The 25,726-nt window shown below is 64.2% G+C and carries 21 protein-coding genes, 3 tRNA genes and 2 pseudogenes; 7 read left to right on the top strand and 19 right to left on the bottom strand.

Annotated features, from left to right (window positions below; all coding sequences use genetic code 11):
- The first annotated feature begins 221 nt into the window (after positions 1–221).
- The 3 genes from QCE62_RS07265 (at position 222) to pgi (ending at position 4,968) form a co-directional block, all read left to right on the top strand.
- Complete coding sequence (locus QCE62_RS07265) at positions 222–1,514, top strand: FAD-dependent oxidoreductase (protein WP_309916007.1); 1,293 nt, start codon at positions 222–224, stop codon at positions 1,512–1,514.
- 86 nt (positions 1,515–1,600) lie between these two features.
- Complete coding sequence (locus tag QCE62_RS07260) at positions 1,601–3,166, top strand: NAD(P)H-hydrate dehydratase (protein WP_309916004.1); 1,566 nt, start codon at positions 1,601–1,603, stop codon at positions 3,164–3,166.
- A 167-nt stretch (positions 3,167–3,333) separates the two neighbouring features.
- Complete coding sequence (pgi, locus tag QCE62_RS07255) at positions 3,334–4,968, top strand: glucose-6-phosphate isomerase (protein ID WP_309916001.1); 1,635 nt, start codon at positions 3,334–3,336, stop codon at positions 4,966–4,968.
- A 52-nt stretch (positions 4,969–5,020) separates the two neighbouring features.
- Here pgi and QCE62_RS07250 read toward each other — a convergent pair whose 3' ends face one another.
- Positions 5,021–5,722, bottom strand: coding sequence for an ABC transporter ATP-binding protein (locus QCE62_RS07250; RefSeq protein ID WP_309808234.1), 702 nt, complete (start codon positions 5,720–5,722; stop codon positions 5,021–5,023).
- Here QCE62_RS07250 and QCE62_RS07245 point away from each other — a divergent pair.
- Positions 5,721–6,416: an arylesterase gene (locus tag QCE62_RS07245; protein ID WP_309915998.1), complete on the top strand. Its 696-nt coding sequence runs from the start codon at positions 5,721–5,723 to the stop codon at positions 6,414–6,416. The genes QCE62_RS07250 and QCE62_RS07245 overlap by 2 nt on opposite strands.
- A 127-nt stretch (positions 6,417–6,543) precedes the next feature.
- Positions 6,544–6,885: a hypothetical protein gene (locus QCE62_RS07240; protein WP_309808232.1), complete on the top strand. Its 342-nt coding sequence runs from the start codon at positions 6,544–6,546 to the stop codon at positions 6,883–6,885.
- Between the two features lie 110 nt (positions 6,886–6,995).
- Here QCE62_RS07240 and QCE62_RS07235 read toward each other — a convergent pair whose 3' ends face one another.
- The 8 genes from QCE62_RS07235 to tig all read right to left on the bottom strand — a co-directional run bounded on the left by QCE62_RS07235 (position 6,996) and on the right by tig (position 16,161).
- Positions 6,996–8,921 carry a SurA N-terminal domain-containing protein gene (locus tag QCE62_RS07235; protein ID WP_309915995.1) on the bottom strand — a complete coding sequence of 642 codons (1,926 nt, stop codon included), beginning with the start codon at positions 8,919–8,921 and terminating at the stop codon, positions 6,996–6,998.
- Positions 8,922–9,201: 280 nt separating this feature from the next.
- A tRNA-Asp gene (locus QCE62_RS07230) sits at positions 9,202–9,278 on the bottom strand.
- Positions 9,279–9,322: 44 nt separating this feature from the next.
- Positions 9,323–9,398: transfer RNA gene (locus QCE62_RS07225), tRNA-Val, on the bottom strand.
- Positions 9,399–9,473: 75 nt separating this feature from the next.
- Entirely contained in the window at positions 9,474–9,746 is a 273-nt protein-coding gene (locus tag QCE62_RS07220; protein ID WP_309808230.1) for an HU family DNA-binding protein, read from the bottom strand.
- Positions 9,747–10,009: 263 nt separating this feature from the next.
- Positions 10,010–12,436, bottom strand: a complete 2,427-nt coding sequence (gene lon / locus QCE62_RS07215; RefSeq protein ID WP_309915993.1) for an endopeptidase La — start codon at positions 12,434–12,436, stop codon at positions 10,010–10,012.
- A 186-nt stretch (positions 12,437–12,622) separates the two neighbouring features.
- Positions 12,623–13,894, bottom strand: coding sequence for an ATP-dependent Clp protease ATP-binding subunit ClpX (gene clpX / locus QCE62_RS07210; RefSeq protein WP_309808228.1), 1,272 nt, complete (start codon positions 13,892–13,894; stop codon positions 12,623–12,625).
- 129 nt (positions 13,895–14,023) lie between these two features.
- Entirely contained in the window at positions 14,024–14,677 is a 654-nt protein-coding gene (gene clpP, locus QCE62_RS07205; protein WP_008349755.1) for an ATP-dependent Clp endopeptidase proteolytic subunit ClpP, read from the bottom strand.
- Positions 14,678–14,814: 137 nt separating this feature from the next.
- Positions 14,815–16,161 carry a trigger factor gene (tig, locus tag QCE62_RS07200; RefSeq protein ID WP_309808227.1) on the bottom strand — a complete coding sequence of 449 codons (1,347 nt, stop codon included), beginning with the start codon at positions 16,159–16,161 and terminating at the stop codon, positions 14,815–14,817.
- 569 nt (positions 16,162–16,730) lie between these two features.
- Here tig and QCE62_RS07195 point away from each other — a divergent pair.
- Positions 16,731–17,876 (top strand): glycerate kinase, encoded by a 1,146-nt coding sequence (locus tag QCE62_RS07195; RefSeq protein WP_309915990.1) that lies wholly within the window; start codon positions 16,731–16,733, stop codon positions 17,874–17,876.
- 13 nt (positions 17,877–17,889) lie between these two features.
- On the opposite strand, the gene QCE62_RS07190 is transcribed toward QCE62_RS07195, so the two are convergent.
- The 5 genes and pseudogenes from QCE62_RS07190 to QCE62_RS07175 all read right to left on the bottom strand — a co-directional run bounded on the left by QCE62_RS07190 (position 17,890) and on the right by QCE62_RS07175 (position 20,991).
- The gene (locus tag QCE62_RS07190; RefSeq protein WP_309915988.1) at positions 17,890–19,356 is read right to left on the bottom strand and encodes a PepSY domain-containing protein; all 1,467 of its coding nucleotides are present in this window, start codon (positions 19,354–19,356) and stop codon (positions 17,890–17,892) included.
- Positions 19,357–19,397: 41 nt separating this feature from the next.
- Positions 19,398–19,520: a hypothetical protein gene (locus QCE62_RS07185; protein WP_309915985.1), complete on the bottom strand. Its 123-nt coding sequence runs from the start codon at positions 19,518–19,520 to the stop codon at positions 19,398–19,400.
- Positions 19,469–19,843, bottom strand: a pseudogene (locus tag QCE62_RS35260) (TonB-dependent receptor domain-containing protein); the annotation flags it as partial. The gene QCE62_RS07185 and the pseudogene QCE62_RS35260, both read right to left, overlap by 52 nt.
- Before the next feature lie 152 nt (positions 19,844–19,995).
- Positions 19,996–20,412: pseudogene (locus tag QCE62_RS07180) on the bottom strand (TonB-dependent receptor plug domain-containing protein); the annotation flags it as partial.
- Positions 20,413–20,586: 174 nt separating this feature from the next.
- A complete protein-coding gene (locus QCE62_RS07175) occupies positions 20,587–20,991 on the bottom strand; it encodes a DUF2946 domain-containing protein (RefSeq protein WP_309915982.1) in 405 nt (134 codons plus the stop codon).
- Positions 20,992–21,272: 281 nt separating this feature from the next.
- On the opposite strand from QCE62_RS07175, the gene QCE62_RS07170 reads away from it, so the two are divergent.
- Positions 21,273–21,359 (top strand) — tRNA-Leu (locus QCE62_RS07170).
- Positions 21,360–21,412: 53 nt separating this feature from the next.
- Here the strand turns inward: QCE62_RS07170 and QCE62_RS07165 are convergent.
- The 5 genes from QCE62_RS07165 to QCE62_RS07145 form a co-directional block, all read right to left on the bottom strand.
- A complete protein-coding gene (locus tag QCE62_RS07165) occupies positions 21,413–22,642 on the bottom strand; it encodes an Arm DNA-binding domain-containing protein (RefSeq protein WP_309915980.1) in 1,230 nt (409 codons plus the stop codon).
- 142 nt (positions 22,643–22,784) lie between these two features.
- A complete protein-coding gene (locus QCE62_RS07160) occupies positions 22,785–23,789 on the bottom strand; it encodes a phage Gp37/Gp68 family protein (RefSeq protein ID WP_309915978.1) in 1,005 nt (334 codons plus the stop codon).
- Positions 23,786–24,622, bottom strand: a complete 837-nt coding sequence (locus QCE62_RS07155) for a hypothetical protein (protein ID WP_309915975.1) — start codon at positions 24,620–24,622, stop codon at positions 23,786–23,788. The genes QCE62_RS07160 and QCE62_RS07155 overlap by 4 nt, the downstream gene beginning before the upstream one ends.
- 10 nt (positions 24,623–24,632) lie before the next feature.
- The gene (locus QCE62_RS07150) at positions 24,633–25,253 is read right to left on the bottom strand and encodes a hypothetical protein (RefSeq protein WP_309915973.1); all 621 of its coding nucleotides are present in this window, start codon (positions 25,251–25,253) and stop codon (positions 24,633–24,635) included.
- A complete protein-coding gene (locus QCE62_RS07145; RefSeq protein WP_309915971.1) occupies positions 25,250–25,618 on the bottom strand; it encodes a hypothetical protein in 369 nt (122 codons plus the stop codon). The genes QCE62_RS07150 and QCE62_RS07145 overlap by 4 nt, the downstream gene beginning before the upstream one ends.
- Between the last annotated feature and the right edge of the window lie 108 nt (positions 25,619–25,726).

Genomic DNA, 25,726 nt, shown 5'->3' with positions numbered 1-25,726 from the left:
GTCGCGAACCGTTCCTTTCGATCGCCCGTCGCGCGCGGACTACCCGAGGATTACCCACGGTTTACCAGCAGATTGCCGTCCCCCGCAAACGGTTTTGACGCTATCATGGCGCGCTTTCTCCCGGTGCGCGCCGCGCTCGGCGCCGGTCCGCCGCGCTTCCCGTTTCATCGCGCAACGCCGCGTTTCTCGCCCCTGCGGGCGCCATTCAGCATCAGACAGTCATGGATGTCATCGTCATCGGCGGAGGAATCGCCGGCATCGCCACCGCTTATCAGCTGCATGCGGCCGGTCATCGCGTCTGCGTGATCGAGCGGCACGCGACCGTCGCGCAAGGCGCCACCTACGGCCAGGGCGGCGCGCTCCTGCCCTCGCCGCTCGATGTCTGGTTCGGCCCGACCTTCATGACCTCGAGCCGCGCGAAGCAGAGCGGGATGGTGGTCAAGACCGGTTTCGACTCCGGCGCGCGCGAGTTCGTCAGGCAACTGTCGCTGCTGCGCGAGCCCGATGCGTTCACGGCCCAGTACACGAAGCTGGCGCCGCTCGTCGAACTGTCGCGGCAGGTGATCGGCGACATCGAGCAGCGGCTGGAACTGGATTTCGAGCAACGGCGCGGCGTCCTGCACGTGTTCCGCCAGCCGCGCGAGCTGGAGGACGCCCACGCCGCCCTCGAACTGCTCAAGCGCTTCCAGGTGCCGCATCGGGTGCTGACGCCGGCAGAATGCGTCGCCATCGAGCCTTCCGTGCCGGACGACCCCGCTTTTGCCGGCGGCGTGCTGTTGCCCGAAGAGCGCACCGCGAACTGCCCGCTGTTCACCAAACAACTGAAGCAGTTCCTCGAGGAACAAGGCGTGCAATTCCGCATGCAGCAGACCGTCGCATCGCTGCGTCTCGACGGCGCGCGAGCGGCGGTCGTCTTGTCTTCGTCAGGCGAAGGCAGGAAGCGCGCGCACGACGCCGAAACGCTCACGGCCGACGCGCTGGTCGTCGCGGCCGGAACGGACACCCCCGCGCTGGCGGGCGCAGGCAAGGCGGCCTCCGCGCTGTTTCCGCTGCGCGTGCATACGCTCACGGCGCCGGTCGCGTACGAAGAGCGCGCGCCGCATCTGAGCGTCGTCGATTCGGTGAAGCGCATCACGATGACGCGCATTCACCAGCGGCTGCGCGTCGGCGGCGCGGGCGTGCTGCAGAGCGCCGCCAAGGCCGACAAGCCGCTGGATGCCGCGCTCTCGCGCCGCGCGCTCGATCTGCTGGGCCAGGGCACGCACGACTGGATTCCCGGCGCGGCACGGGTGTCCGCCGCGCGCGCCTGGGACGGCCTGCGCCTCCTGAGCGCCGATGGCCTGCCGGTCGCCGGTGCGACGCGCCACCCGCGGCTGTTCGTCAACGCGGCGCACGGCCCGGCGGGCTGGGGCCTGGCGTGCGGCTCTGCTAAAGTAATTGCGGATCTCGTCTCCGGCGTCACGCCCGATCTCCCCGCCGACACCCTCGCCGCGCTGAGTCTCGAACGCTTCTAGTTCGCGCGGCGCGCCGGGCACGTTTGCTGCAACGGCGTCGGGTTTCCGACCGCTCCGATTCCCGGAGCGCCCTTCCCTGCGCCGCCATGACCGTTCCCCGCTCGCCCTGGTTCACGCCGAAAGACGAACCGCTCCCGCTCCTCACGCTGAACGAACTGCGCGCGCTCGAAGCACGCGGCGCGGCCGGGCTGCCGCCGCATACGCTGATGGCGCGCGCGGGCGCGGCCGCCGGGCAATGGCTGGAAGAGGTCCTGTCGCACGATGCCGCGAGCCGCGCGCAGCCCGTGTGGCTGGTCGCCGGCCCGGGCAACAACGGCGGCGATGCGCTCGTGATGGCCGAAAGGCTGCATCGGGCGGGCATTGCCGTACAGGTGTGCATGCCGGTCGAGGTCAAGCCCGACGACGCGCGCTGGGCGCTCGCGTCCGCGCGCGCGGCGGGCGTGCCCATCGATACCGCGCCGCCCGCTTCGTTCGACGGCTTCGGCTGGCTGGTCGACGGCATGTTCGGCATCGGCCTCACGCGGCCGCTCGAAGGCGTGTTCGCGGAGCTTGCCGCGCGCCTCACGCGCCGGGCGCGCAGCACGGGCCGCGTGCTGGCGCTCGACGTGCCGAGCGGCCTCGACAGCGACACCGGTACGCCGGTGCGCGGCGGCGACGCCGTGCGCGCGACCGACACGCTCACCTTCATCGGCGCGAAGCCGGGGCATTTCACGTCGCAGGGACGTGATCTCACGGGCCGGCTGTGCGTCGCCACGCTGGAACTGGAAGCGAGCGCGGCGCCGTCGCTCGTGCTGAACGCGCCCGCGCTGTTCGGCGCAGCCTTGCCGCCGCGCGACAACGCGACCAACAAGGGCACCTTCGGCTCGCTCGCGGTGATCGGCGGCGACACCGGCATGTGCGGCGCGCCGGTGCTGGCAGCGCGCATGGCGCTTTACAGCGGCGCCGGCAAGGTGAACATCGCCTTTCTCGGCGATGGCTTTCCGCCCTACGACCCGCCTCATCCGGAACTGATGCTGCATCACGTCGAAGGCTTTGCGCTCGACAAGATGGACGCGCTCGCGATCGGCTGCGGCATGGGCACGAGCGCGCGCGCCCGCAAGGTGCTCGAGGACGTCCTGAAGCTCGACGTCCCGAAGCTGCTCGACGCCGATGCGCTCAATCTCGTCGCCCGCGACGAGCCGCTGGCGGCCGCCGTCGCGGCACGCGGCGCGCAGGGTGACCCGTGCGTGCTGACGCCGCATCCGCTCGAAGCGGCGCGTCTGTTGCAAAGCGATGCGCAGGCGGTCCAGGCCGACCGCATCGCGGCGGCGCGGCAGTTGTCGGCGCGTTATGGCGCTGTCGCCGTGCTGAAAGGCTCGGGCACCGTGATCGCGGCGCCGGACGGCCGGGTGGCCGTGAATCCGACCGGCAATGCCGGGCTGGCTACGGGCGGCACCGGCGACGTGCTCGGCGGTTTGATCGGAGCATTGCTCGCGCAGAAGCTGCCGGCGTATGAAGCGGCGCTGGCCGGCGTCTATCTGCACGGCCTGGCCGCGCAGACGCTCACCGACGACGGCATCGGCCCGGCCGGCCTGACCGCGGGCGAGCTTGCGCCGGCGGTGCGCGCGCTGCTCAACCGGCGCTTCTATGCGGCACGCGAAGATCACGCCTGAAGGCGCCTGCGACACGTTGCAAGCAGCCGTTCATGCATCGTCGCTATACTCTTTTCGATTCGGGCATCCGCGGCATCCGTCACCGCGTTCACGACACACGCTGACCCAGGCCGCGCAGGCATTGCACGAAGGTTTTCCTCTGTCACCCTCAGACTAACGGACCGCTCATGACCCAAACCTCGACGCTCAATTCGCTTCCTGCCTGGTCGGCGCTCCAGTCGCACTACGACTCCATTTCCGGCGAGCGCCTGCGCGACTGGTTCGCGCCGCAAAACGACAGCGCGCCCACGCGCGCCGAACGTCTGACGTTCGAAGGCGGCGGGCTCACCATCGACTTTTCCAAGAACCGCGTCACCGACGCCACGCTCAAGCTGCTGATCCGGCTCGCCGAGGAAGCCGGCGTGACGAAGAAGCGCGACGCGATGTTCAATGGCGATATCGTCAACGTCACCGAGCATCGCGCGGTCTTGCACACCGCCTTGCGCGCCCAGTCGCCGGATGCGCCCTTCCATGCGCAAGTGGAGGCCGAAAAGGCCAAGATGGCCGCCTTCGCCACCAAGGTCCGCGACGGCGAGTGGACCGGCTACACCGGCAAGCGCATCCGCCATGTGGTGAACATCGGCATCGGCGGCTCGGATCTCGGGCCGAAGATGGTTGTCCATGCGCTGCATCATCTCAGCTCGAAGGAGCTCGACACGCACTTCGTGTCCAACGTCGACGGCGCCGACATCTACAACGTGCTGCAACAGATCGACGCAGAGGAAACGCTCGCGATCATCGTCTCGAAGACCTTCACGACGCTCGAGACGATGACCAACGCCCACTCGATGCGCGACTGGTTCCTCAAGTCCGGCTGCCCGGAAGACCAGTTGTCGAAACATTTTGTCGGCGTGTCGGCGAATCCGGCCGAAGTGGTCAAGTTCGGCATCGCGAAAGAGAACGTCTTCGAGATGTGGGACTGGGTGGGCGGGCGCTATTCGCTGTGGTCGGCGGTCGGCCTCTCGATCATGATCTCGGTCGGCCCGGACAACTTCGACGCGCTGCTGCAAGGCGCGGACACGATGGACCAGCATTTCCGCACCGCGCCGCTCAACGTGAACCTGCCGGTGCTGATGGGCATGATCGGCATCTGGTATCGCAACTTCTTCGGCTCGCAGAGCGATCTGATCGCGCCGTATTCAGAAGCGCTGCATTTCCTGCCTTCGTATCTGCAACAGCTGGAGATGGAGAGCAACGGCAAGTCGGCGCGTCTGGACGGCACGATGGTCGATTACCCCACCGCCGCCGTGATCTGGGGCGAGCCGGGCACGAACGGCCAGCACGCGTTCTTCCAGATGCTGCACCAGGGCCCGACGATCATCCCGATCGACTTCATCGCGGTGCTGACGCCGGAGCATCCGCTCGTCGATCATCACGCGAAGCTGCTGGCGAACTGTTTCGCGCAGAGCGAAGCGCTGATGCTCGGCCGCACGCTGGAGGAAGCGAAGAAGGTGGCGGGTCCGGGCAAGGAAGAACTGGCGACGCACCTGAGCTTCCCCGGCAACCGTCCGACCACCACCATCATGCTCGACGCGCTGACGCCGCAGACGCTCGGCGCGCTGATCGCGCTGTATGAACACAAGGTGCTGGTGCAAGGCGCCGTGTGGAACATCAACTCGTTCGATCAGTGGGGCGTGGAGCTCGGCAAGATTCTCGGCAAGGTAGTCGAGGCCGACATCACCGCGGCGAGTGCCGATCCGGCAAAGCACGATTCGTCGACGTCGGCGCTGATCGCGCGGGCGCGCAAGGCCCTGAAGCGCTGACGCTGTCTCGTTGCAATGGAGCCCGCGCGCCCTACGCGTCGCGGGCTTTTTTTTATACGCCCGATCCGTTGACGATGCGTCCGGCTTCGATGGTCACAGTGGCGTCGCAACGCTCGGCGAGTTCCGCGTCATGCGTGACCAGCACGAGCGTCGCGCCATTGCGGCGGTTCATCTCGAACATCAGGTCGATGATCGCGTAGCCGGTGGCGGCGTCGAGGCTGCCAGTGGGTTCGTCGGCGAACAATACGGCAGGATGCGTGACGAACGCCCGCGCCAGCGCGACGCGTTGTTGTTCGCCGCCGGACAACAGTTTCGGATAATGTCCCATGCGTTGCGCGAGACCGACCTGATCGAGCAATGCGCGGGCGCGTGCGGCGATCTCATGGTGCGGCATCTCGGCGCGAAGTTCGAGCGGCAGCATCACGTTCTCGAGCGCGGTCAGATGCGGCATCAACTGGAACGACTGGAACACGAAGCCCACGGCCCCGCTGCGCAGCGCGGCGCGCTGGTCTTCATCGAGCGTGGAGAGCTCCTTGCCGAGCAGGCGAACCGAGCCCTCCGTCGCGCTGTCCAATCCCGCGAGCAGGCCGAGCAGCGTCGACTTGCCCGACCCCGACGCACCGACGATCGCCACGCTGCTGCCCTGCGCGATCGACAGGTTGATCTGATCCAGGATGGTCAGTTCGCCCGTTGCGTCCTTCACCCGCTTGTTCAATCCCCGAACTTCGATGACCGGCTCGATATTGTTTTGCATGGACACCCTGAAGAAAAACTTGCGCGGCACGCTTCCCGTGCTGGGCCTGATGATGGCGGTCTGCGTCACGGCGCACGCAGCAGATGCCCAGGCGGCGCCTCAACCCGCGCCTCCCGCACAGACACAGACCAGGCCCGCGATCGTCGTGCTGGGCGACAGCCTCTCCGCGGAATACGGCCTGCCGCGTGATACCGGCTGGGTCAATCTGCTGCGCGGCAAGCTCGCGCAAGAGCGCTTCGATTATAGCGTTGCGAATTCGAGCATCAGCGGCGACACCACGAGCGGCGGGCGCGCGCGTCTCACCGCCGTGCTCGCGCGGCTCAAGCCTGCCGTGGTGATTGTCGAACTGGGTGGCAACGATGCACTGCGCGGCGTGCCGCTCACGACGACCGAGGCGAATCTGCGCGGTATCGTCGATGCATCGCAGGCCGCGCATGCGAAGGTTTTACTCATCGGCATGTACGTTCCACCCAATTACGGCCCCGACTACACGCAAAAGTTCCACGCGGTCTACGAGCGCATCGCGAAGGAGAAGAAGGTGCCGCTCGTGCCGTTCCTGCTGGCGGGCATAGCCGAAACGCCCTCGATGTTCCAGGCCGATCAGATCCATCCGACCGTGCAGGCCCAGCCTTTGCTATTGAACAACGTCTGGCCAACCTTGAAACCCTTGCTGGGCGCGGGCGCGTCGCATTAGGCGATACGCCGGCCGCACGGCTTGATCACATTGACGCGGAACCCGGCCACGATTCAGTCATCTGAAACTTTCGCGTAACTCTTATAACCCCGCTCGTACTGAGAGAGCGATCCGACAAGGAGGTCACGTGAAATTTATCCCTCTTCTCGCCCTGACCGTTGCAATCTCGGCCTGTGCCGCTCAACCGCCTGCCGGCGTGCAGCAAGTCGGCACGAGCCAGAAGGCGCCAAAGGCCGTGGCGCAATGCGTCGCCCAGAAGTGGGCCGACAAGTCGCAGCAGCAAGTCGTGTCGCAGGACACGCTGGCGAACGACCAGGCCGTCGATGTCTACGTTCCCGGCCAGCAGCCGCCGAACGGCGCCGCAGCCGTGGTTCGTCCGGCCTACACCGGTTCGGGCTCGTGGGTGGGCTTCCGCGCTTCGGGCGCGGCCGGCAGCGAGGCCAGCGGCGACGTGCAGGCTTGCCTGTAAGGTCGTGTCGAGGTCCTGCGCCCGCACGCTGGCAGTGCGCCGGGCGTGAATGAAAAAAAGCCCCGCTACTCTTCGGATAGCGGGGCTTTTTGCATCATGCGATCAACGGATCAGTTCGACGGATCCTGCGCCGTTGCGTGGCTCAGCTTGATCTTCGAACGCGCCTTCAGCGCATCCGTATAGGCTTCCATTTCCGCCTGCGCGTAGACCTGCGCGATCTGTTGCTGCGCGCCGGCGAGACGGTCCGCCGCGACCGCTGCGGGCTTCTCGACCGAGTTCACGCGATAGATGGCATAGCCGTCCGCACCGAGGTCGACGCCCACGTAAGCCGGCAGCTTCGCCGCATCCGCCTTGAAGATCGCGCTGAGCGCCGCGGGCGGCAACCCCTGTGCATCGTTGCGCGACACGGTGATCGGCGACGTGAAGCCGTCGGTCGACTTCGACTTCTGCAGGTCAGCAAGCTTCGTCTCGCCTTCCTTCTTCGCCATGGCAGCCGCCATCTCCGCGATGACCTGCTTGCGCACCTGGTCCTTCACGGCGTCGAACGCGGGCACGGCGGACGGCTTGTAGTCGGTCACGCGCGCGGCGATCATCGTGTTGTTGCCGACGTCGATGGCCTGCGTGTTGTTGCGCTCCTTCACCGCATCGGGTGCGAATACGGCGGCGAGGAACTTCGCGTTGTTGAGCGGGCTGTCCTGCGGCAACTGCGGATTCGGCTTCGGACCGACGGTCGCGGTCTGAATGGACAGCTTGTACTTGTCGGCGGCCGGCTGCAGCGACTTCGACTTCTCGTAGACGAGGTCCGTGAACCCTTGCGAGTCGTCGGCGAAACCCTTCGCGCCCTGTTGCGCCGCATAGTCCTTGGCGAGCGCGTCCTTCACTTCATCGAACGGCTTCGTGACAGCGGGCTTCACGTCGGTGGCCTGGATGATGTGATAGCCAAAGTCCGACTCGACGATGTTGCTCACCTCGCCCTTTTTCAGGCTGAACGCGGCGTCGTCGAAGTCCTTGCCGCCCGCGATCTGGCCGCGTGCGAAGTAACCGAGATCGCCGCCCTTGCTGGCCGAGCCCGGATCTTCCGAATTCTTCTGGGCGATCTGCGCGAACTGGTCCGGATGCGCCTTCACCTGCGCGAGCAGCGCTTCGGCCTTCTGCTTGGCCTTGGCCTTGTCGGCGGCGCTGGCGTCCTTCGCTGCGTTGATCAGGATGTGGCTCGCGCGCACCTGCGCTTCCGTGCGGTAGCGCTGGATGTTGTCGTCGTAGTACTTCTTGAGGTCCGCGTCGCTCGGCTTCGAGGCCGCCGCAAGCGCGCCCGGCGACAGCACCAGATACTGGATCGTGGCCGTCTCGGGCGTGGCGAAGGCGTTGCGATGCGCGTCGTAGTATGCGGTGAGCTGGGCGTCGGTCGGCTGGATCTTCGCCGTGTAGTCGGCCGTGCGCAGCGACATGCCCTGCACCGCGCGCTTCTGCTCGGCAAGTTCGGTGAGGCTTTGCGCGAGCGACTTCGACGTGAACGAGGTCGATTGAATGCTGCCCGGGATCTGCTCGGTGGCAATGCTGTAGCGCATGCGCTCGTCGTATTGCGCGGGCGTCATGCCCTGCATGGCGAGCAACTGCTTGTAGCGCTCGACGTCGATGGTGCCATCCGGCTTGCGCAGTGACGAGATCACCGGGTCGGCGAGCAGTGCGCGGCGCACGGCGTCATCGGAGGCGGTCAGATGCAGGCGCTGGGTTTCGTCGGCGAGTGCGCGCTGCTGCACGAGACTGTCGACCATCGCGGCGCGGGCTTCGGGCGTGTCGAACATCTTGGCGTCGAACTGCGCACCGAGCATCGAACGGGCGCGGTCCACTTGCTGGCGGAAGGCATTATCGAATTCGGGACGGGTGATCTTGTGACCATTGACACTGGCGACCCAGGCGCTTTCGTCGAAGAAGTTGCTGAAACCCTGGATACCCACGATACCCAGACCGGGCACCACGATCAGGATCAGCAGGGCCATCATCAGGCGCTGGTGATTTCGGAAGAAGTCGAGCATGTAGCGCTGCGTTGTCGGAACAAAACGCTCGATATTACAACAGTGGCCGGGGAAAAGGCGAAAGGTGACGGGGAATTGGCCGCGCGAGGCTGGCGGCAATGATGATGAGGTCCGCAAGCGCGAGGCGAAACGGCCGATGAATCAGTGAGTTGAGCGTCTCTGTGACACACTCGTCGGCAGTGTTTCGGCGAAGCATTCAGCAATCAGGAAGCACAGCATCGCTGACGCATAAAACAAAAGTCCCGCAGGCCGTGAAGCGTGCGAGACTTTCGTTTGAATCTGGCGGAGCGGACGGGACTCGAACCCGCGACCCCCGGCGTGACAGGCCGGTATTCTAACCAACTGAACTACCGCTCCAGATACTACCTGCGGCGAGTTGAGTGTGTAATGTCATGCAGACCTGGTGGGTGCTGAGAGGCTCGAACTCCCGACCTACGCCTTGTAAGGGCGCCGCTCTACCAACTGAGCTAAGCACCCGGCCGATGACTTCTTCAACTTGCGCTGCGCTGGTTCAGTGACTCGTCATGCGAGACGCCGTATCCAGCGAGTCCGCTAGTTTAGCGCATCCTTCAGAGCTTTGCCAGGGCGAAATTTCGGTACCTTCGCGGCCTTGATCTTGATCTCGGCGCCCGTGCGCGGATTGCGTCCGGTGCGCGCCGTGCGCTTGCCGACCGCAAACGTGCCGAAGCCCACGAGTGTCACGGTGCCGCCCTTCGAGAGCGTCGCGCGCACGCCGCCGATGAGCGCATCCAGCGCGCGGCCGGCGGTGGCTTTGGAGATGTCGGCTTCCTGCGCAATGTGGTCGATCAGTTCCGTCTTGTTCATGATGATCCCCGAATCGTTGATGGCACGTTGTAATGACAGCTGTAGTCAGCCGGATGGTGTCCGGATGCGGCGCTCATTAGACGCAGCCGAAAGCGCGGTGTCAACGAGGGTTGAGCCTGATTCAGCGGGCCTTTCGGGGAATTGGAGGCGCTTCACTAAACGGCGCGGGCAATAAAAAACCCGCGAGAAAATCCCGCGGGTTTCGAGTCCTGCCTTGAGCGATGCAGCGCCGATCACCTCGCGCCGCACTCCAGGACAGAGGCTTAGTGCTTCACGAACTCGCCTGCTGCCGGCGCATCCTTCTGCTGTTCGGCAGCGACGGGTGCAGCAGCCTTCGCCTCTTCTTCGGGCAGCGCTTCCGGCGTGCGTTCGAGCGCCAGTTCCAGCACGCGGTCGATCCAGCGCACCGGCACGATCTCGATGGCGTTCTTCACGTTGTCGGGGATGTCGGCCAGATCCTTGGTGTTCTCTTCCGGGATCAGCACGAGCTTGATGCCGCCGCGATGCGCCGCCAGCAGCTTCTCCTTCAACCCGCCAATCGGCAGCACTTCGCCGCGCAGCGTGATTTCGCCCGTCATCGCGACATCCGCGCGAACCGGAATACCGGTGAGCACCGACACCAGCGCCGTGGTCATCGCGATACCGGCGGACGGACCGTCCTTCGGCGTCGCGCCTTCGGGCACGTGGATGTGGATGTCCTTCTTCTCGAACGACTCGTCCGTAATGCCGAGACGACGCGAACGCGAACGCACGACCGAGCGCGCCGCTTCCACCGATTCCTTCATCACGTCGCCGAGCGAACCGGTGCGGATCACGCCGCCCTTGCCGGGCATCACGGCCGCTTCGATAGTCAGCAGATCGCCGCCCACTTCCGTCCACGCGAGACCCGTGACCTGACCGGTCTGGTTTTCCTTCGCGGCCAAACCGAAGTCGTACTTGCGCACGCCGAGGAAGGTATCGAGATTGGAGCCGTCGACCTTCACGGCGCCCTCGGCCTTCTTGAGCAGCAGCATCTTCACGACCTTGCGGCAGATCTTCGACACTTCACGCTCGAGCGAACGCACGCCCGCTTCACGCGTGTAGTAGCGGATGATGTCGCGGATAGCCTGCTCCGTGACTTCGATCTCGCCTTCCTTCAGGCCGTTGTTGCGCTTCTGCTTCGGCAGCAGGTAACGCTGCGCGATGCTGACCTTCTCGTCTTCCGTGTAACCCGACAGACGGATGACTTCCATCCGGTCGAGCAGCGGCGGCGGGATGTTCAGCGAGTTCGACGTGGCGACGAACATCACGTCGGACAGGTCGAAGTCCACTTCGATGTAGTGGTCCGCGAACGTGTGATTCTGTTCCGGGTCGAGCACTTCGAGCAGCGCGGAGGCCGGATCGCCGCGGAAATCCATGCCCATCTTGTCGACTTCGTCGAGCAGGAAGAGCGGATTGCGCACGCCGACCTTGGTCAGGCTCTGCAGGATCTTGCCGGGCATCGAACCGATATAGGTGCGGCGGTGACCGCGAATCTCGGATTCGTCATGCACGCCGCCCAGCGCCATGCGCACGAACTTGCGGTTCGTGGCGCGGGCAATGGACTGCCCGAGCGAGGTCTTGCCGACGCCCGGAGGCCCGACGAGACACAGGATGGGCGCCTTCACCTTCTCGACGCGTTGCTGGACCGCGAGATACTCGAGAATGCGTTCCTTGACCTTTTCGAGGCCGAAGTGATCTTCGTCGAGCACGCGCTCGGCGTTGGTCAGGTCGTTGTTGACCTTGCTCTTCTTGCGCCACGGCAGGCCGATCAGCGTGTCGATGTAGTTGCGCACGACGGTCGCTTCCGCGGACATCGGCGACATCAGCTTGAGCTTTTTCAGCTCGGCGTCGGCCTTCTTCTTGGCTTCCTTCGGCATGCGCGCGGCGGTGATGCGCTTCTCGAGTTCCTCGAGATCCGCGCCCTCTTCGCCTTCGCCCAGTTCCTTCTGGATGGCCTTGACCTGCTCGTTCAGGTAATACTCGCGCTGGCTCTTTTCCATCTGGCGCTTGACGCGGCCACGGATGCGCTTTTCGACCTGGAGGATGTCGATTTCGGCTTCGAGTTGCGCGAGCAGATGCTCGAGCCGCTCGATGACCGGGAACATCTCGAGGATGTGCTGCTTCTGGTCGAGCTTGAGCGGCAGATGCGCCGCGATGGTGTCCGCCAGACGACCCGCTTCGTCGATGCCCGACAGCGACGTCAGGATCTCCGGCGGAATCTTCTTGTTGAGCTTCACGTATTGATCGAACTGCGACACGATCGCGCGGCGCAGCGCTTCGGTTTCTGCGCTGTCGGCGTGATCGGGTTCGAGCGGCATCACGTCGCAGGAAAACTGCGTTTCCTGTTCTTCGATCGTGAGCGTCTTCGCGCGCTGCAGGCCTTCGACGAGCACTTTCACGGTGCCGTCAGGCAGCTTCAGCATTTGCAGGATGTTGGCGATACATCCCACTTCATACATGTCTTTTTCGGTCGGCTCGTCCTTCGCCGCCGTCTTCTGGGCGACCAGCATGATGTGCTTGCCACCTTCCATCGCGGCTTCGAGGGCCTTGATCGACTTGGGTCGCCCGACGAAGAGCGGAATCACCATATGCGGGAAAACGACTACGTCGCGCAGCGGGAGCAGCGGCAGCGTAATGCGTTCCTGCGGGAGGAGTTGGGTTCCTGACATTTCATTTCCCCATGAGTGGAATCAGTTCAGTCGTAAGTAAGGCCGTTCAGAGCTATTGCAAGCCTTTATCGGAAGGGAAAAGTCGGTAGTCAAAGATCGCGTCAGTCACGTCCACACAATAAACCGAAAAAAATAAAAGGCCGTTCACGTTGCCATGAACGGCCTCTCGCCGAGCCACAGCCTGCTTCAGTTGGAACCCGCCACCTTGGGCGCATCTTCATAGATGAGCAGGGGCTTGCCGTCGCCGTCGATGGTGTTGTCGTCGAGGATCACCTTCGAGACGCCCTTCATGGTCGGCAGTTCGTACATCACGTCGAGCAACGCTTGTTCCAGAATGGAACGCAGCCCGCGCGCGCCCGTCTTGCGACGGATGGCCTTCTGCGCGATGGCCTGCAGCGCCGCCGGACGGATCTCGAGTTCCACGCGTTCCATGGCGAACAGCTTGTGATATTGCTTCACGAGCGCGTTCTTCGGCTCGATCAGGATTTTCACAAGCGCAGCTTCGTCGAGCTTGCCGAGCGTGGCGACCACCGGCAGGCGGCCGATCAGCTCAGGAATCAGACCGAACTTGATCAGATCCTCGGGTTCCACGTCACGCAGCACTTCGCCCGCGTCGCGGTCCTGCTTGCTCTTCACGCTGGCTGCGAAACCGATGCCGGTCTTCTCGGTGCGGTCGGTGATGACCTTTTCGAGGCCGTCGAACGCGCCGCCGCAGATGAACAGGATGTTGGTCGTGTCGACCTGGATGAAGTCCTGGTTCGGATGCTTGCGTCCGCCTTGCGGCGGCACCGACGCCATCGTGCCTTCGACCAGCTTGAGCAGCGCCTGCTGGACGCCTTCGCCCGACACGTCGCGCGTGATGGACGGGTTGTCCGACTTGCGGCTGATCTTGTCGATTTCGTCGATATAGACGATGCCGCGCTGCGCCTTGTCGACTTCGTAGTTGCAGTTTTGCAGCAGCTTCTGAATGATGTTCTCGACGTCCTCGCCGACATAGCCGGCTTCGGTCAGCGTCGTGGCATCCGCGATGACGAACGGCACGTTCAGCATGCGCGCCAGCGTCTGCGCGAGCAGCGTCTTGCCGGAGCCGGTCGGCCCGATCAGCAGGATGTTGCTCTTGGACAGCTCGATGTCGTCCTTCTTGTCCAGATGCTTGAGCCGCTTGTAGTGGTTGTACACCGCGACCGCGAGAATCTTCTTCGCGCGTTCCTGGCCAATCACGTACTGGTTGAGGATGTCGCTGATTTCCTGCGGGCTCGGCAGGTCGGACTTGGTCAGTCCGGCCTCTTCCGCCGCACCGGCCGCTTCGTCGCGAATGATCTCGTTGCAGAGGTCGATACATTCATCGCAGATGAACACCGACGGGCCCGCGATGAGCTTCTTCACCTCATGCTGACTTTTTCCGCAGAACGAGCAATAGAGCAGCTTTTCGCTACTGGAACCTTTCTTGTCCGCCATAAATGTGTACGCCTCCGGACACGCTTGTTACATGATACGCCCTTCAATCCGGCCACGCAGATTCGCACCCGCGCGGCCTGGTTGAAGCGCTGTGTGGCGCGGCGCCGCTTCGTGCGCCCTCAAGTCTGCTTAGGGACGCTTGTGCAACACCTGATCGACGAGGCCATAAGCCTGCGCGTCATCGCCCGACATGAAGTTGTCGCGGTCGGTGTCGCGCGCAATGCGCTCGACCGGCTGACCCGTGTGATGCGACAACAGCTGGTTCAGACGTTCCTTCAGGTACAGGATTTCGCGCGCCTGGATCTCGATGTCCGATGCCTGGCCACGTGCGCCGCCGAGCGGCTGGTGGATCATCACGCGGGCGTTCGGCAGCGCGACGCGCTTGCCCTTCGCGCCTGCGGCCAGCAGGAACGCGCCCATGCTGGCGGCGAGACCCATGCACAGCGTGGAGACGTCCGGCTTGACGAACTGCATCGTGTCGTAGATCGCCATGCCGGCCGATACCGAGCCACCCGGGCTGTTGATGTACAGGCTGATGTCCTTGTCGGGATTCTCGCTTTCGAGGAACAGCAACTGTGCCACGACGAGATTCGCCGACTGGTCGTTCACTTCTCCGACCAGGAACACCACGCGCTCCTTGAGAAGACGCGAATAAATGTCGTAGGCACGCTCGCCGCGGCCGCTCGTTTCGACGACCATCGGAACGAGGCCGAGCGCCTGGGCTTCGAAGTCCCGTGGTGCGTGGGATGCCAGCGTGTCGAGCAATTCAGCGCGAAAGGTCATGCAATTTCCTTGTTCGGAATAGGGATACTGGATGACAAAGGAACATCACTAGAACGGCCTGGAAACGCCCAAACTTTAATGCAAAAAAGGCGTGAGAGCCGTGAACCCACGACTCGCACGCCCCTTGCCACCGCGCGTCAGGCTTGCGCCGTTGCGCTGGCCAGTTCCTCGAAGCTGACTTCCTTGTCGGTCACCTTGGCCTTGCCGAGGACGAAGTCGACGACGTTGCTCTCAACGACGAACGCTTCCATTTCGGCGAGGCGCTGCTGGTTCGAATAATACCAGCGGACGACTTCCTTCGGGTCTTCGTAGCTTTTGGCGAATTCGTCCACTTCAGCGCGGATCTGCTCGGGCTTTGCCTGCAGCTCGTTGGCCTTCACCAGTTCGGCCAGCACCAGGCCCAGCTTGACGCGGCGCTCGGCTTGCTCGGCGAACATTTCGGCCGGGATCGGCGCGTCCGCGGCGTTCGGCACGCCACGTTGCTGCAGGTCCTGACGGGCCATTTCGACCAGACGCTGCTGATCCTGCTCGATCAGCGCCTTCGGCACGTCGAGTTCGGAAATCTTGAGCAGCGCGTCCATGACCTGGTTCTTCACGATCTGCTGCGTGCGGCGCTTGGCTTCGCGCTCCAGGTTGTCCTTGATCTCGCCGCGCATCTTCGTCAGGTCACCGTCTTCGATACCCAGCGACTTCGCGAAATCCGCGTTGATTTCCGGCAGATGCGGCCATTCGATCTTCTTGATCGTGACGGTGAATTGCGCCGTCTTGCCCGCCACGTCCTTGCCGTGGTAGTCCTCGGGGAACTTGAGGTCGAAGTCCTTCGACTCGCCCACCTTCAGCCCCGTGGCAGCCTGTTCGAACTCCGGCAGCATGCGGCCTTCGCCCAGCACGAACGCGAAGTCCTGCGCGCTGCCGCCTTCGAATGCGACGCCGTCGAGCTTGCCGACGAAGTCCAGCGTCACGCGGTCGCCTTCCTTGGCGGCCGTGTCACCGCCGCCGTCGCCATGCTCGCCGGCTTCGCCGCGTGCGTGGAAGTGCACGCGCTGCTTGCGCAGGATGTCCAGCGTGCGGTCCACTTCGGCTTCGGAAATGGTGGTGACCGTGCGTTCGATTTCAGCGTCGGCGACGTCGCCCAGTTTCACGTCCGGATAGACCTCGAAGGTGGCGTCGAACGCGTAGGCGTCGGCGGCGTCTTCGACCTTCGGCGCGAAGCTCGGCTGGCCTGCGACGCGCAGGTTTTCCGCGCGGGTGACATCGAAGAATTCCTTGCCGACCTTGTCGCTCAGCACTTCAGCTTCCACTTGGCCGGCGTACTGCTGGGTCACCATCTTGAGCGGCACCTTGCCCGGGCGGAAACCCGGCATGCGCACGTTCTTGGCCAACTGGCGGATTCGCGAATCCACTTCCTTCTGCACTGTCTCTTTCGGCAGGGAAATCGTCACGCGGCGTTCGAGCTTGCCGAGGTTCTCAACTACGTTAGCCATGGCTGAAATCGTCCTAAAGTGAAACGTCAATTCGGTGTTCGGTTCTTCCGCGGTTCTAAAGGCGCGGGTCCGGATGCGGGCTCTGGCCGGATCTGTTCCCAGAATCCGGCTGCTGCCGCCGGCCGGGATCGGTGACCGGCACCGCGGCGCGCATTGCAGCGCATTGAATGCGTCGTGAGCGTCTCGCGGAGTGCCGGGCCGTCGCCCGACACGGTGTCAGCCAACAGAGCCCAGTAGTTTAGCAAACAAATCAGACCGCTCTGTCCGACGCATCCGCGCAGCGCCCGTGACGTCCCTGCACGGCTCGAAAAACGCCTCGTTTGCGCCTGAATTCGGCGTAATTCCGCGTTTTCCCGGCTTCGCCGCGCGCGCAGAATCCCCGTTATCCGCACGCGGCTATTTTGCGCGGCGCGCCACGCTGATAAGCTTGCCTGCGCACGATTCACGCGATCAATCGGCACCTTGCGCAATCCATGACCGAAAGGCATGAGGCGCATGCAATAAATGAATGGCCGGTGACGCCTCGCACGTGCGTTCGTCCACTTTCAAACCAGAACATTCGAGACACCATGTCCAACGTCATGTCCGCTCCAGTCGTCGTCATCGCTCCCGATTCGTTCAAGGGCTCGCTTTCCGCGGAAGGCGTCGCGGACGCGATCGCCGAGGGCATCCGGCGCGCGCGGCCGGACGCCGAGATCCGCATCCGTCCGATGGCCGACGGCGGCGAAGGCACGCTCGACGCAATGCTGGCCGCCGGCGGCGAGCGCCGCCTGCTCAACGTGCGCGGCGCGGCGGCGGCACGGCGCGACGCCGCGACCGGTCTGCTCGCCGACGGCGGCGCGATCATCGAGACGGCCGAAGTGGTCGGCATCACCGATCCGGACGGCATGGCGGTGCCCGTCACCGAGCGCAGCACGCTCGGCATGGGCGAGGCGATCCGCGCGCTGCTCGACTCGGGCGCCCGCACCTTCTACGTCGCGCTGGGCGGCAGCAGCACCAACGACGGCGGCGCGGGCCTGCTCGTCGGCCTCGGGCTCAGATTGCTCGATGCCGGCGGCAACGAACTCGAGCCGGTGCCTTCCGCACTGGCGAAGATCGCGCGCATCGATGCGTCGGGGCTCGATCCGCGTGTGAAGGAGGCGCAGTTCATCGGCATGTCGGACGTGGACAATCCGCTCACCGGCGAGCACGGCGCCACCGCGATCTTCGGTCCGCAGAAAGGCGTGACGCCGGAACAGATCGCCCCGGTCGACGCCGCGCTCGGTCATTTCGCGGATCTGCTGGAACCGGCGCTGGGCGTCGTGAAGCGCGACGCGCCCGGTGCGGGCGCCGCGGGCGGGCTCGGTTTCGCGCTGCACATGCTGGGCGCGCGCTTCGAAACGGGCGCGGAAGTGGTCGCGCGCGAGATCGCACTCGACGACGCCCTCGCCGGCGCAAACTGGCTCATCACCGGCGAAGGCCGTTCGGATGTGCAGACGCTGCACGGCAAGGCGCCGTTCATCGCCTGCAAGCACGCGCGGGCGGCGAGCGTGCCGGCGTCGCTGCTGTCGGGCGCGGTGGATTCGGCGGCGCTGCCGCGTTTGTCGGAATTCTTCGAGGGATGCTTTTCGCCCGCGCCCGGCCCAATCACGCTCGACACCGCCATCCGCGACGCCGCGCGGCTGCTCGCCAACGAAGCCGAGCAGCTCACGCGGCTGAAGTTTGGTTCGCGCTGATTCGCGTTGAGCCTCACGCGGCCACGCGCTTCCCGCCAAGAGCAATCCGGTCGATGCACCACACCGCGAGCATCGTCGCGCCCATCAGCGGAAAGATCATGCCGAGCAGCGTCAGGCCGCCGCGCCAGGCGCGCATCGGCGGACGCCGCGCCGGACGCGACGGTGCGCCGATAGTCCGCGCCGGCCGGCGCTTCAGCCACATGACGAAACCCGTCAGCGCCAGCGCGGCGAGTCCAAGCGAAATCGCCGCGCAGACGATCTGGTTCGCCAGACCGAAATACCGCCCCATGTGCAACGACGTGCCGTACGAGATCCACTGCGCGACGCGGCCATAGTTCGGGTACGCGATGTCGGCGAGCACGCGGCCGCTGTACTGGTCGATGTGCAGCGTGCGTTCATCGCGTGGATCGGCGGGGAACGACGACACCGTATAGACGCCGCCCGGTGTGTTCGGCAGCGCGATGCCGTAGTCGTCGGCGACACCGTTGCGCGCGGCGAGCGCCACCACCTGATCCAGCGACAGCCGCGCAGCCGCGACCGGCGCCGCCATGCCGCCCGGCACGGCCGTCGCGCCGACGGCCCACGGCGTCTGCTTGAGCGGCAGGTCGTCCATGGTCAACGGCATCGCGTGTCCGGCATGTCCGGAATGTGCGGCGTGGGCATCGGCTTCCTGCGCGCGCGCCGCGGGCACGCTCGAATGCACGTGCGCCTCGCCCCACGCGCCTTTCGGATAACCCAGCGACGCGGACGTCGCGAGCGCCTTGAACTCGCGTCCCCACGATCCCGACCACGGCAGTCCAGACAGCACGAAGAACAGCGCGCCCGCCGCCAGCCACACGCCGCCGAGCGCATGCAGGTCGCGCCACCACGCGCGGCCCTTCAACGACAGTCGCGGCAACCAGACGCCACCCTCGCCGCCGTGGCGGACATTCGTGCGATCCGGCCACCACAGCGCGACGCCCGTGCCGATCATCACGAGCGTCCAGCATCCGGCCAGTTCCATCAGCAGTTCGCCGGTCTTGCCGAGCATCAGTCCGCGATGCAGGTCGCGCACCTGTTTCATCAGCCGATGCTCGACCGACAGCGTGCCGAGCACCGCGCCGTCGTAAGGATTCACATACACGCTTTCGCTTTCGCCCGAAGGCAGGCGAAACACGAATTCGGCGCTGCGCGTGCGGTCAGTTTCGATCTGCGCGAGCGTCGCGACGGCGCCGCGCGGTTCGCTTGCGGCGGCCCTGGCGAGCAGGACATCGCGCGGCAAGGGCGGCACGTGCGGATCCGCGACGACCATCCGGTCGCGATACATGAGCGGTTCGAGTTGCGGCTGGAAACAGTAGATCGTGCCGGTGATGGCGAGCACGAGCAGCAGCGGCATGACGAACAGGCCGGCATAGAAGTGCCAGCGCCAGAGCGTGCGGCGCTGCGCGATGACATCGCTGTGAGCGGGATGAACGGCGGCGGGTGTGTCGGGTGCGAGCATGGCGATTCTCTGAAGGGGTTGTGCGTGTCCGGTCGATGGCATCAGATCCCGATGCGCCCTTCCACATAAAACGTGCGCCCTGGATACGGGTGATACACGTAATAACGTTCGTCGAACAGGTTGTCGACGCCCACGCCCAGGTCGCCGCGAGATTCGCCCGCCACAACGGGATGCGATAGAAGTACTTCCCCACCGACGCCGGATTGCCGCTGTTCGCGATGATCTTCGACTGCGTGTACGCGACATTGGCCACGGGATCGAGTCCGCGCACGAGCACGTCCTGGCCTTCATAGGCGAACTCGGCGCCGCGCGAACGCACGCGGTCGATGTTCTGGACGTTAGTGATGTTAGGAATCACGGTCGTGTTGGTCTGGCTGAGGATCGTGTTCTTCACGTCGTCCTGGAACAGCGTGAAGCGATAGAGACCGTTGCCGTGCACCCACTCCGCGCTGAGCTCCTTCGAGAGATCGTCTCGTTCTACGTGCATCAGTGCGTGCTGCTGGCCATGGACGGCGAACCCGTGTGGTATGGGCGCGGCCAGGCGAATTGGGTCGGCATGCGCGTGGTGATGGCCACGGTCGCGCCGATCGAATTGCCCGGATAAAGCGCCGAGTAAGGGCCGTAGATAACGTCGGTGCGTTCGATGTCGTCCGCGAAGATCATCGACCAGCGCGGCGCGAAGTTCCGCGGGTTGCCGAGGAAGTTGCCGAGCAGCAGGCCGTCGGCATAGACCAGGCCGCGCGCCGTCTGCGCATTGCTGGCGCCGCGCACTGCGATCGTCGAATTGAGGTCGCCGATGAAACGCTTGCGCACGGCCAGATTCGGCGCGTACTTGAGCACGTCTTCGGCCGACGTCACGTTCCAGTACTGGAACTGGTCGGCGGTGACGGTGTTGACGGCCGCGGGCAGGTTCGGGGCCAGCGACGACGCGCGCGGCGCGGACTGCACGCTGATGTGTACTGGCGCAAAGGCGGTGTCGGCGGTGTCGGTGGGATCGGCGGACTCCACTGCCGATGCGGCAGGCGTAGCAGCGGCCGATAGCGCCGCGTGCGCCATCAGCGAGATGGGAAGCCATGCGCGTGAATGCGCGAAGCCACGGCGGCGCGAACACTGCCGCGCGCGCGTGATGAGCGGGAACATCGTGAATTCCTGAAAGGACGGACGAGCGGTCACGCGACCGTCGTGCTCATGCGCGCGACGGGCGTCAGTGGGACCGGACGAAGAACGGGTTCAGGAAAAGACGGGCGGCGCGCGTGGACGCGCGGCGTTGAACGACTTCGAACGAATCGAGGCAATCTGCGCGCGCGGCGCCATGCGCGCCACGCGCTCGATGCGCGCGGCCTGCGGCGTGATGCCCGGCGTGACCGGCAAATGATGCGCAAGCAGGCCGCAATAGGAGCAGGCGTCGAAATGGCCGGCGTCTTCGTGATGGCTTGCGGCATCGTGCGACGGCAGCAACGCCGATGTTGCATGCGCGGCTTGACCGGAAGGCGAGACGGCGCAGAGCGCCGCGAGCGGATCATCGGCGGCTGCACGGGCCGCGAGCGTCTGGCTGATGACCGGCGCGACAATAGCGAGCCACATGGCGGCAATGCCGAGCCAGGCGACGAAGCGATTGCGCGCGTTGCGGGTCATGAGAGCGGAGTGGAGGTCAAAGCGAAGAGTCGGACGAGATTGTAGGCAGCGCGCCGGCAGGCCGCAATCTCATGATGCACATGGAGAGCATCACGCGCGCAATTGACTCAATTGACGCAGGCGCGGCGCCGTCGCCGCATTGCCGCAAATTCCCGGACATCGACAGATGAATCGGTTAGAATCTCGGGCTTGGCACGTTGGACCGGTGCCGGACACGGCGGCATCGCCGGGCATCGAGACAGGCCGCAAGGCGTCGAGAACCCCGCCGCGCAAGCCGTGATGCGAGGATGGCGAAATTGGTAGACGCACCAGGTTTAGGTCCTGACGCCCGCAAGGGTGTGCGGGTTCGAGTCCCGCTCCTCGCACCAACCTTTGTGTTGAAAATCAAATAGTTAAGGTTGGTAAGCTGTCATTTATTTGCCTACATTTCCGCCGTTTTGCTACCGGAATGACAGCTTTCTGCCTGCGTCGAGCCGCCAAATTTGGCAACCGCCTTTCCGCCCGCCTCGGGGTCTGCCGTAGGCATCCAACGACCGTAATTGCGCTTGATCGACGTTGTGTCCGCGTGGCCCATCTGATTCGCTACCCATAGTTCTCGCTCGCCGGCAGATAGCATCATCGACGCGTAGGTGTGCCGGGTTTGATAGGGATTCCGGTATCGGACCTTTGCCCGTTTGAGCGTCGTTTTCCACGCCTCCCATATTTGGTCGTCGCCCTTCCACCGCCCGCTGAGCCTCCCTCGCCAACCAGGGTTATGAAAGACCGCGCCGTCATCCTTCAAGAGCGTGAACTGCTTCTGAGCAATGAGCGCTGCGCGCGCGGGTTCGAGTAACTTCACTTCGCGACGCCCCGCAACAGTCTTCGTCGTTTCTGGATTTCCTTTTGCCGCTCTCGTCAGCGCCTTACGGACGCGAATCGTTCCGCGATGCCAGTCGATATCGTCCCAGTTCAACGCAATGAGTTCGCTCGTTCGAAGACCAGTCCAGAATGCGAACTGAAACAGATTTGCGATCTGGGGCTCGCGCGCGTTCGCGACTATTTTCGCCTGCTCTTCGGCATCGAATGGGTCCGCATGGTCGTGATCTCGCGGCGGCTCATTTCTTTCGAATGTGAAATCGGCAAGTGGATTACTTTGGATGAGCTCATCATCGACGGCGTCGCGCAATGCCGAACGCAGGCAACTTTGGATGTTGGCAAGCCGTTTGTTCGAAATCTTCTCGGTTTGCTGATCGTCAATGGTTGCGAGCCACTCTTTCACATCGACGCGCCGCAGTTCCGGCAAGCGCTTTTTGCCAAACCTCGGAATCAACAGATTGAAGACGATTCCGTGGTAATCACGATATGTGCTGGCGGCAATCTGCGTTTTCTTAATCGTCAGCCAACGTTCAAGATAAATCGCTACGGTTTCAACGGACTGGCCAGGAAAGGCCATCTCCGCAGCACGCTTCGAATTCGGAAAGACTTGTGCGTAGTCGAATGTGCCGCGTGAAATCTCATAGAGGATCGCCGAGCGATGGTTCTCCGCCTTCTTTAGGTTAGCGGCTGTAGGCGGCAGCGGGATTCGCTCACGACAGCGCTTTCCCTCGTAGATGAACGAGATTTCGATACTTGACTTTGAGGCCGGTTTAACGCCCCTCCCGTCACGACCCATTTTTCATATCCTTCCGTGTCAATCAGCACTCGGCCGTCCGGCGCCTTGTGCCACACGACTCCCTCGGGCCACACGCCCTCATTGCACTTCTTGTAGATGGCGGTTTTCGTATAACCCGTATCAGCCGCCATTTTTTCGACTGTTATGAACCGTACCATCGCGGCCTCATGCCTTCCGTTGCCTTGGGGAACCCGTTGTGCGTAACGCCGTCGAGCGTGCGACCGGCGAGTTTCTTCCCGGTCCGCCGCACGGTCGCGCCGTCGTCGAATGAGAAGTGCTCTCCCGGGCCGGCGACTTCGCTGACTGACACCCACTCCCCCCACTGCTTGAACAGGAACGACACGTCCGCAGCAGCGCACTGTTCGCGCAGCGATCTCGCCCATTCCGGATGCATCGGTCGCGCGCCGGGGCCGCTCTCGCCGCCAGCAATGACCCAATCGAGGATCTTCTGGCGCCCGGTCCCGCGGCAAAATGGGCAGCGCTCGCGCGCGTAGTGCGCGGGCTCGTCGCAGCGATCACCGTTGCAGCAGTGATTGCATCTATCCGGGGCCCATGTCTTAGTCGGAAAGCGCAGGTCGACAGGGCCGAGCAGCGGCTCCATCGAGAGGAACCGGACACGCGCCGGTACCGCGAGAAGCTTCGGGATGTCGCGGTCGGCTTCGGCCTGGTTGACGACCGTCGCGCCGAGCCAGACGTTGTCGCGCGCGCGCGGCGCGTGCAGTCGATCTAGATCGAACTGCCGCGCGGCGACGTCTTCCAGCATCACAGCGACGTTGCCAATCCGCTTTGTGAGCAGCAACCAGTCGAGGTTTGGCGTCGCATCGATCAGGTCGAACAGGTCAAGGCGCCAGCGCGGATCGACGGCGTTGTCGAACACGTCGGCGAGCGATGCGCAGAAGACGCGCTGGCGGCGGCCGTGCAGCGCGTAAAACGTGCCGTCGCGATTCCACTGGAGCGGCTTGCGCCAGTTGGCGGGCGACGTTCGCCGCCGCGGCGCGCCAGGTCCCCAGTTGATCGCCGTGCCGCCAGCGAACCGCGCGTTGCGCGTCTCGGCGTAGCAGTGGTCGCAGCCCGGGCCCACCCTCTGGCAACCTTCCCACGGATTGAACGTGTGATCAGTCCACTCAATTTTGCTGTATTCGCTCACGCTCTCTCTCCGCGATCTTCCCGATCATCCGCGAGGTGTAATATGTCGTTGCCGGTCCCAAGGCTAGCTGTGTCATCCGAGGGTCTTACAGCGGGAATGTCCGTCCTGGTCCCGCTGCCGGCACTTTCATCTGCATTCGCCGTCTGTCCGATTGCGGCGCAAACCATGAACTCGACAACCCAGACCCACGGATTGGCGTCCCATGACTCATCGCCGTTGATGTCGCGCCAGAGACGCGCGAAGCCTTGTCGATAGGTGGGCTGGCCAAGGTTCACCGTCTCGCCGTCCACATCCAGCCAGGCGGGCGCCGCGCCTTCGGCCCGGGCGTCGTCTTCGGTGATCTGGTCGAGGCGCTCGACGCGCACGCCGGTGACTTCGAGGGTGATGCGCGACGCGGCGCGCGGCATGTGGATCGAAGGGCGCCGCCACCAAGCCGGCGCCGCACCGGCGCGCTTCGCATTGGGCAGCGCACCGTCGAAGCGATACGCCTGGCCGGTTTCAAGCGTCATGTCCATGAAGTGCCACTCGTCGCGCCCCTTCTTTTCGCTGAAGCGCGTTTCCCAGCGGCCAAAGGCGATGAACGTCTCGCGCACCCACAGCCGGTCGCCGGGCTTCCCATATCGGCAGCGGATGTGATCGCTTACGACGTGCGCCGCGCTGCACCAAGCCCATTCGCCGGTCGGTTCGTCGGCGCTGCGCGCTTCATCTTTCCCGCGAAACTGGAAGATGTGATGCGCGCCGGACGGCTTCACGACGCGCCGCGTCTGCGTCTTGCGACCGTCGAGAAGCGCACGTACCATCGCGCCAGAAAACAAAATGGGGAGTTCACGCATGAATGCCTTCCTAATCTGGCTTGAACAACATGAGAAGCTGTCCGGGTGGGCGCAATTCGCGGGGGCAATCCTCGGTCTCGTCGTCGCGATTGGGATACCCGCATATCAAACTTATGCCGCGAGAAAGGAACAAAGATTCGCCTCCGCGCAAAGATTCCGCGCGACCGTCGAAGTCGTGAAGATCGGCCTGAAGCTGGTCGAGGCTGCGAAGAAGGCCATCGACGGAAATGACGATGGATTTAGCTACTTCTCGAACGTCTATTAGCCGTCCGACTTTACTCAGGTGAGCCGCTTGCTCGAAAGCGTCGAGGTCCACAATCTCCCCACCCCAAATGCGGTCATGGCGTTCGTCCATGCTCACAGATGCTTCGAAGGTGTCGCAGGATGGATTGCCTCTGCAGCCTCTGATATGGGCTCCCAACGGCACGTTTCCGATGGCGTAATCGATGAAATCGAGTTGGGCGTCACCACGTTGGTTGTGAGTCTCAATTCCCTTATCAACGAAGTCCGTGTCATCGAAGCAGGACATGAAACTTGGTCTGGTCGAATTACGCGGCGAAAAAAGCGAGGCAATTAGGCTTTTCAACGCAAGCCGGTCGCAAGCTATCGTCCTACAGAGTTCGAAGTTCATCGTTTCTTCCGCTCCAGCAACGCCAACTCCGCACGGGACGTCAACTCGCGCGCGTAGCCGGTCAGCACGCCCACCATGTCAGGCGGCGCCGGCGGCGCGGCCACGCTGAGGAACATCTCCGGCTCGTCGGGCACCGGCGCCTGCGCCTGCTGGCTATCAGCCGGCCGGATGAAGATCAGATTGCGCGGCGTGCGTTCCAGCACGAGCGCGCCCTCCTCCACCAGCTCGAGCACCCTCGGCCGGATGAAGTCAGTCGGCACCTTGAATTTTGCAGCGAGCTGATACGCGGTGTACTTCGTGCCGCGATTCATGCGCGCGATGATGTTGGTCCGCGTGAGCTCGTACGAGACTTGGTTGTTCGCCATCTCAGTTCCCCTCTTCGCTCTACGCGTCGATCAGTGCATCGATCGCAATATCAAGAGAACCACCGCGGATCTCGTGACGGAAACGCCAGCACGGGTCGCCGCACGCGT

Origin of the sequence: Caballeronia sp. LZ033, from assembly GCF_031451265.1 — a bacterium.
Classification (GTDB): Bacteria; Pseudomonadota; Gammaproteobacteria; order Burkholderiales; family Burkholderiaceae; genus Caballeronia.
This window is presented reverse-complemented; position numbering and strand designations above follow the sequence as displayed.

Bases quoted from the DNA above. Each gene is read 5' to 3' on its own strand.
- QCE62_RS07250 (WP_309808234.1), bottom strand. From the start codon at position 5,722: ATGCAAAACAATATCGAGCCGGTCATCGAAGTTCGGGGATTGAACAAG.
- QCE62_RS07150 (WP_309915973.1), bottom strand. From the start codon at position 25,253: ATGAACTTCGAACTCTGTAGGACGATAGCTTGCGACCGGCTTGCGTTG.
- clpP (WP_008349755.1), bottom strand. From the start codon at position 14,677: ATGACCTTTCGCGCTGAATTGCTCGACACGCTGGCATCCCACGCACCA.
- QCE62_RS07155 (WP_309915975.1), bottom strand. From the start codon at position 24,622: ATGCGTGAACTCCCCATTTTGTTTTCTGGCGCGATGGTACGTGCGCTT.
- QCE62_RS07190 (WP_309915988.1), bottom strand. From the start codon at position 19,356: ATGCTCGCACCCGACACACCCGCCGCCGTTCATCCCGCTCACAGCGAT.
- QCE62_RS07235 (WP_309915995.1), bottom strand. From the start codon at position 8,921: ATGCTCGACTTCTTCCGAAATCACCAGCGCCTGATGATGGCCCTGCTG.
- QCE62_RS07165 (WP_309915980.1), bottom strand. From the start codon at position 22,642: ATGGGTCGTGACGGGAGGGGCGTTAAACCGGCCTCAAAGTCAAGTATC.
- QCE62_RS07220 (WP_309808230.1), bottom strand. From the start codon at position 9,746: ATGAACAAGACGGAACTGATCGACCACATTGCGCAGGAAGCCGACATC.
- pgi (WP_309916001.1), top strand. From the start codon at position 3,334: ATGACCCAAACCTCGACGCTCAATTCGCTTCCTGCCTGGTCGGCGCTC.
- QCE62_RS07260 (WP_309916004.1), top strand. From the start codon at position 1,601: ATGACCGTTCCCCGCTCGCCCTGGTTCACGCCGAAAGACGAACCGCTC.
- QCE62_RS07145 (WP_309915971.1), bottom strand. From the start codon at position 25,618: ATGGCGAACAACCAAGTCTCGTACGAGCTCACGCGGACCAACATCATC.
- lon (WP_309915993.1), bottom strand. From the start codon at position 12,436: ATGTCAGGAACCCAACTCCTCCCGCAGGAACGCATTACGCTGCCGCTG.
- clpX (WP_309808228.1), bottom strand. From the start codon at position 13,894: ATGGCGGACAAGAAAGGTTCCAGTAGCGAAAAGCTGCTCTATTGCTCG.
- QCE62_RS07195 (WP_309915990.1), top strand. From the start codon at position 16,731: ATGTCCAACGTCATGTCCGCTCCAGTCGTCGTCATCGCTCCCGATTCG.
- QCE62_RS07175 (WP_309915982.1), bottom strand. From the start codon at position 20,991: ATGACCCGCAACGCGCGCAATCGCTTCGTCGCCTGGCTCGGCATTGCC.
- tig (WP_309808227.1), bottom strand. From the start codon at position 16,161: ATGGCTAACGTAGTTGAGAACCTCGGCAAGCTCGAACGCCGCGTGACG.
- QCE62_RS07265 (WP_309916007.1), top strand. From the start codon at position 222: ATGGATGTCATCGTCATCGGCGGAGGAATCGCCGGCATCGCCACCGCT.
- QCE62_RS07245 (WP_309915998.1), top strand. From the start codon at position 5,721: ATGGACACCCTGAAGAAAAACTTGCGCGGCACGCTTCCCGTGCTGGGC.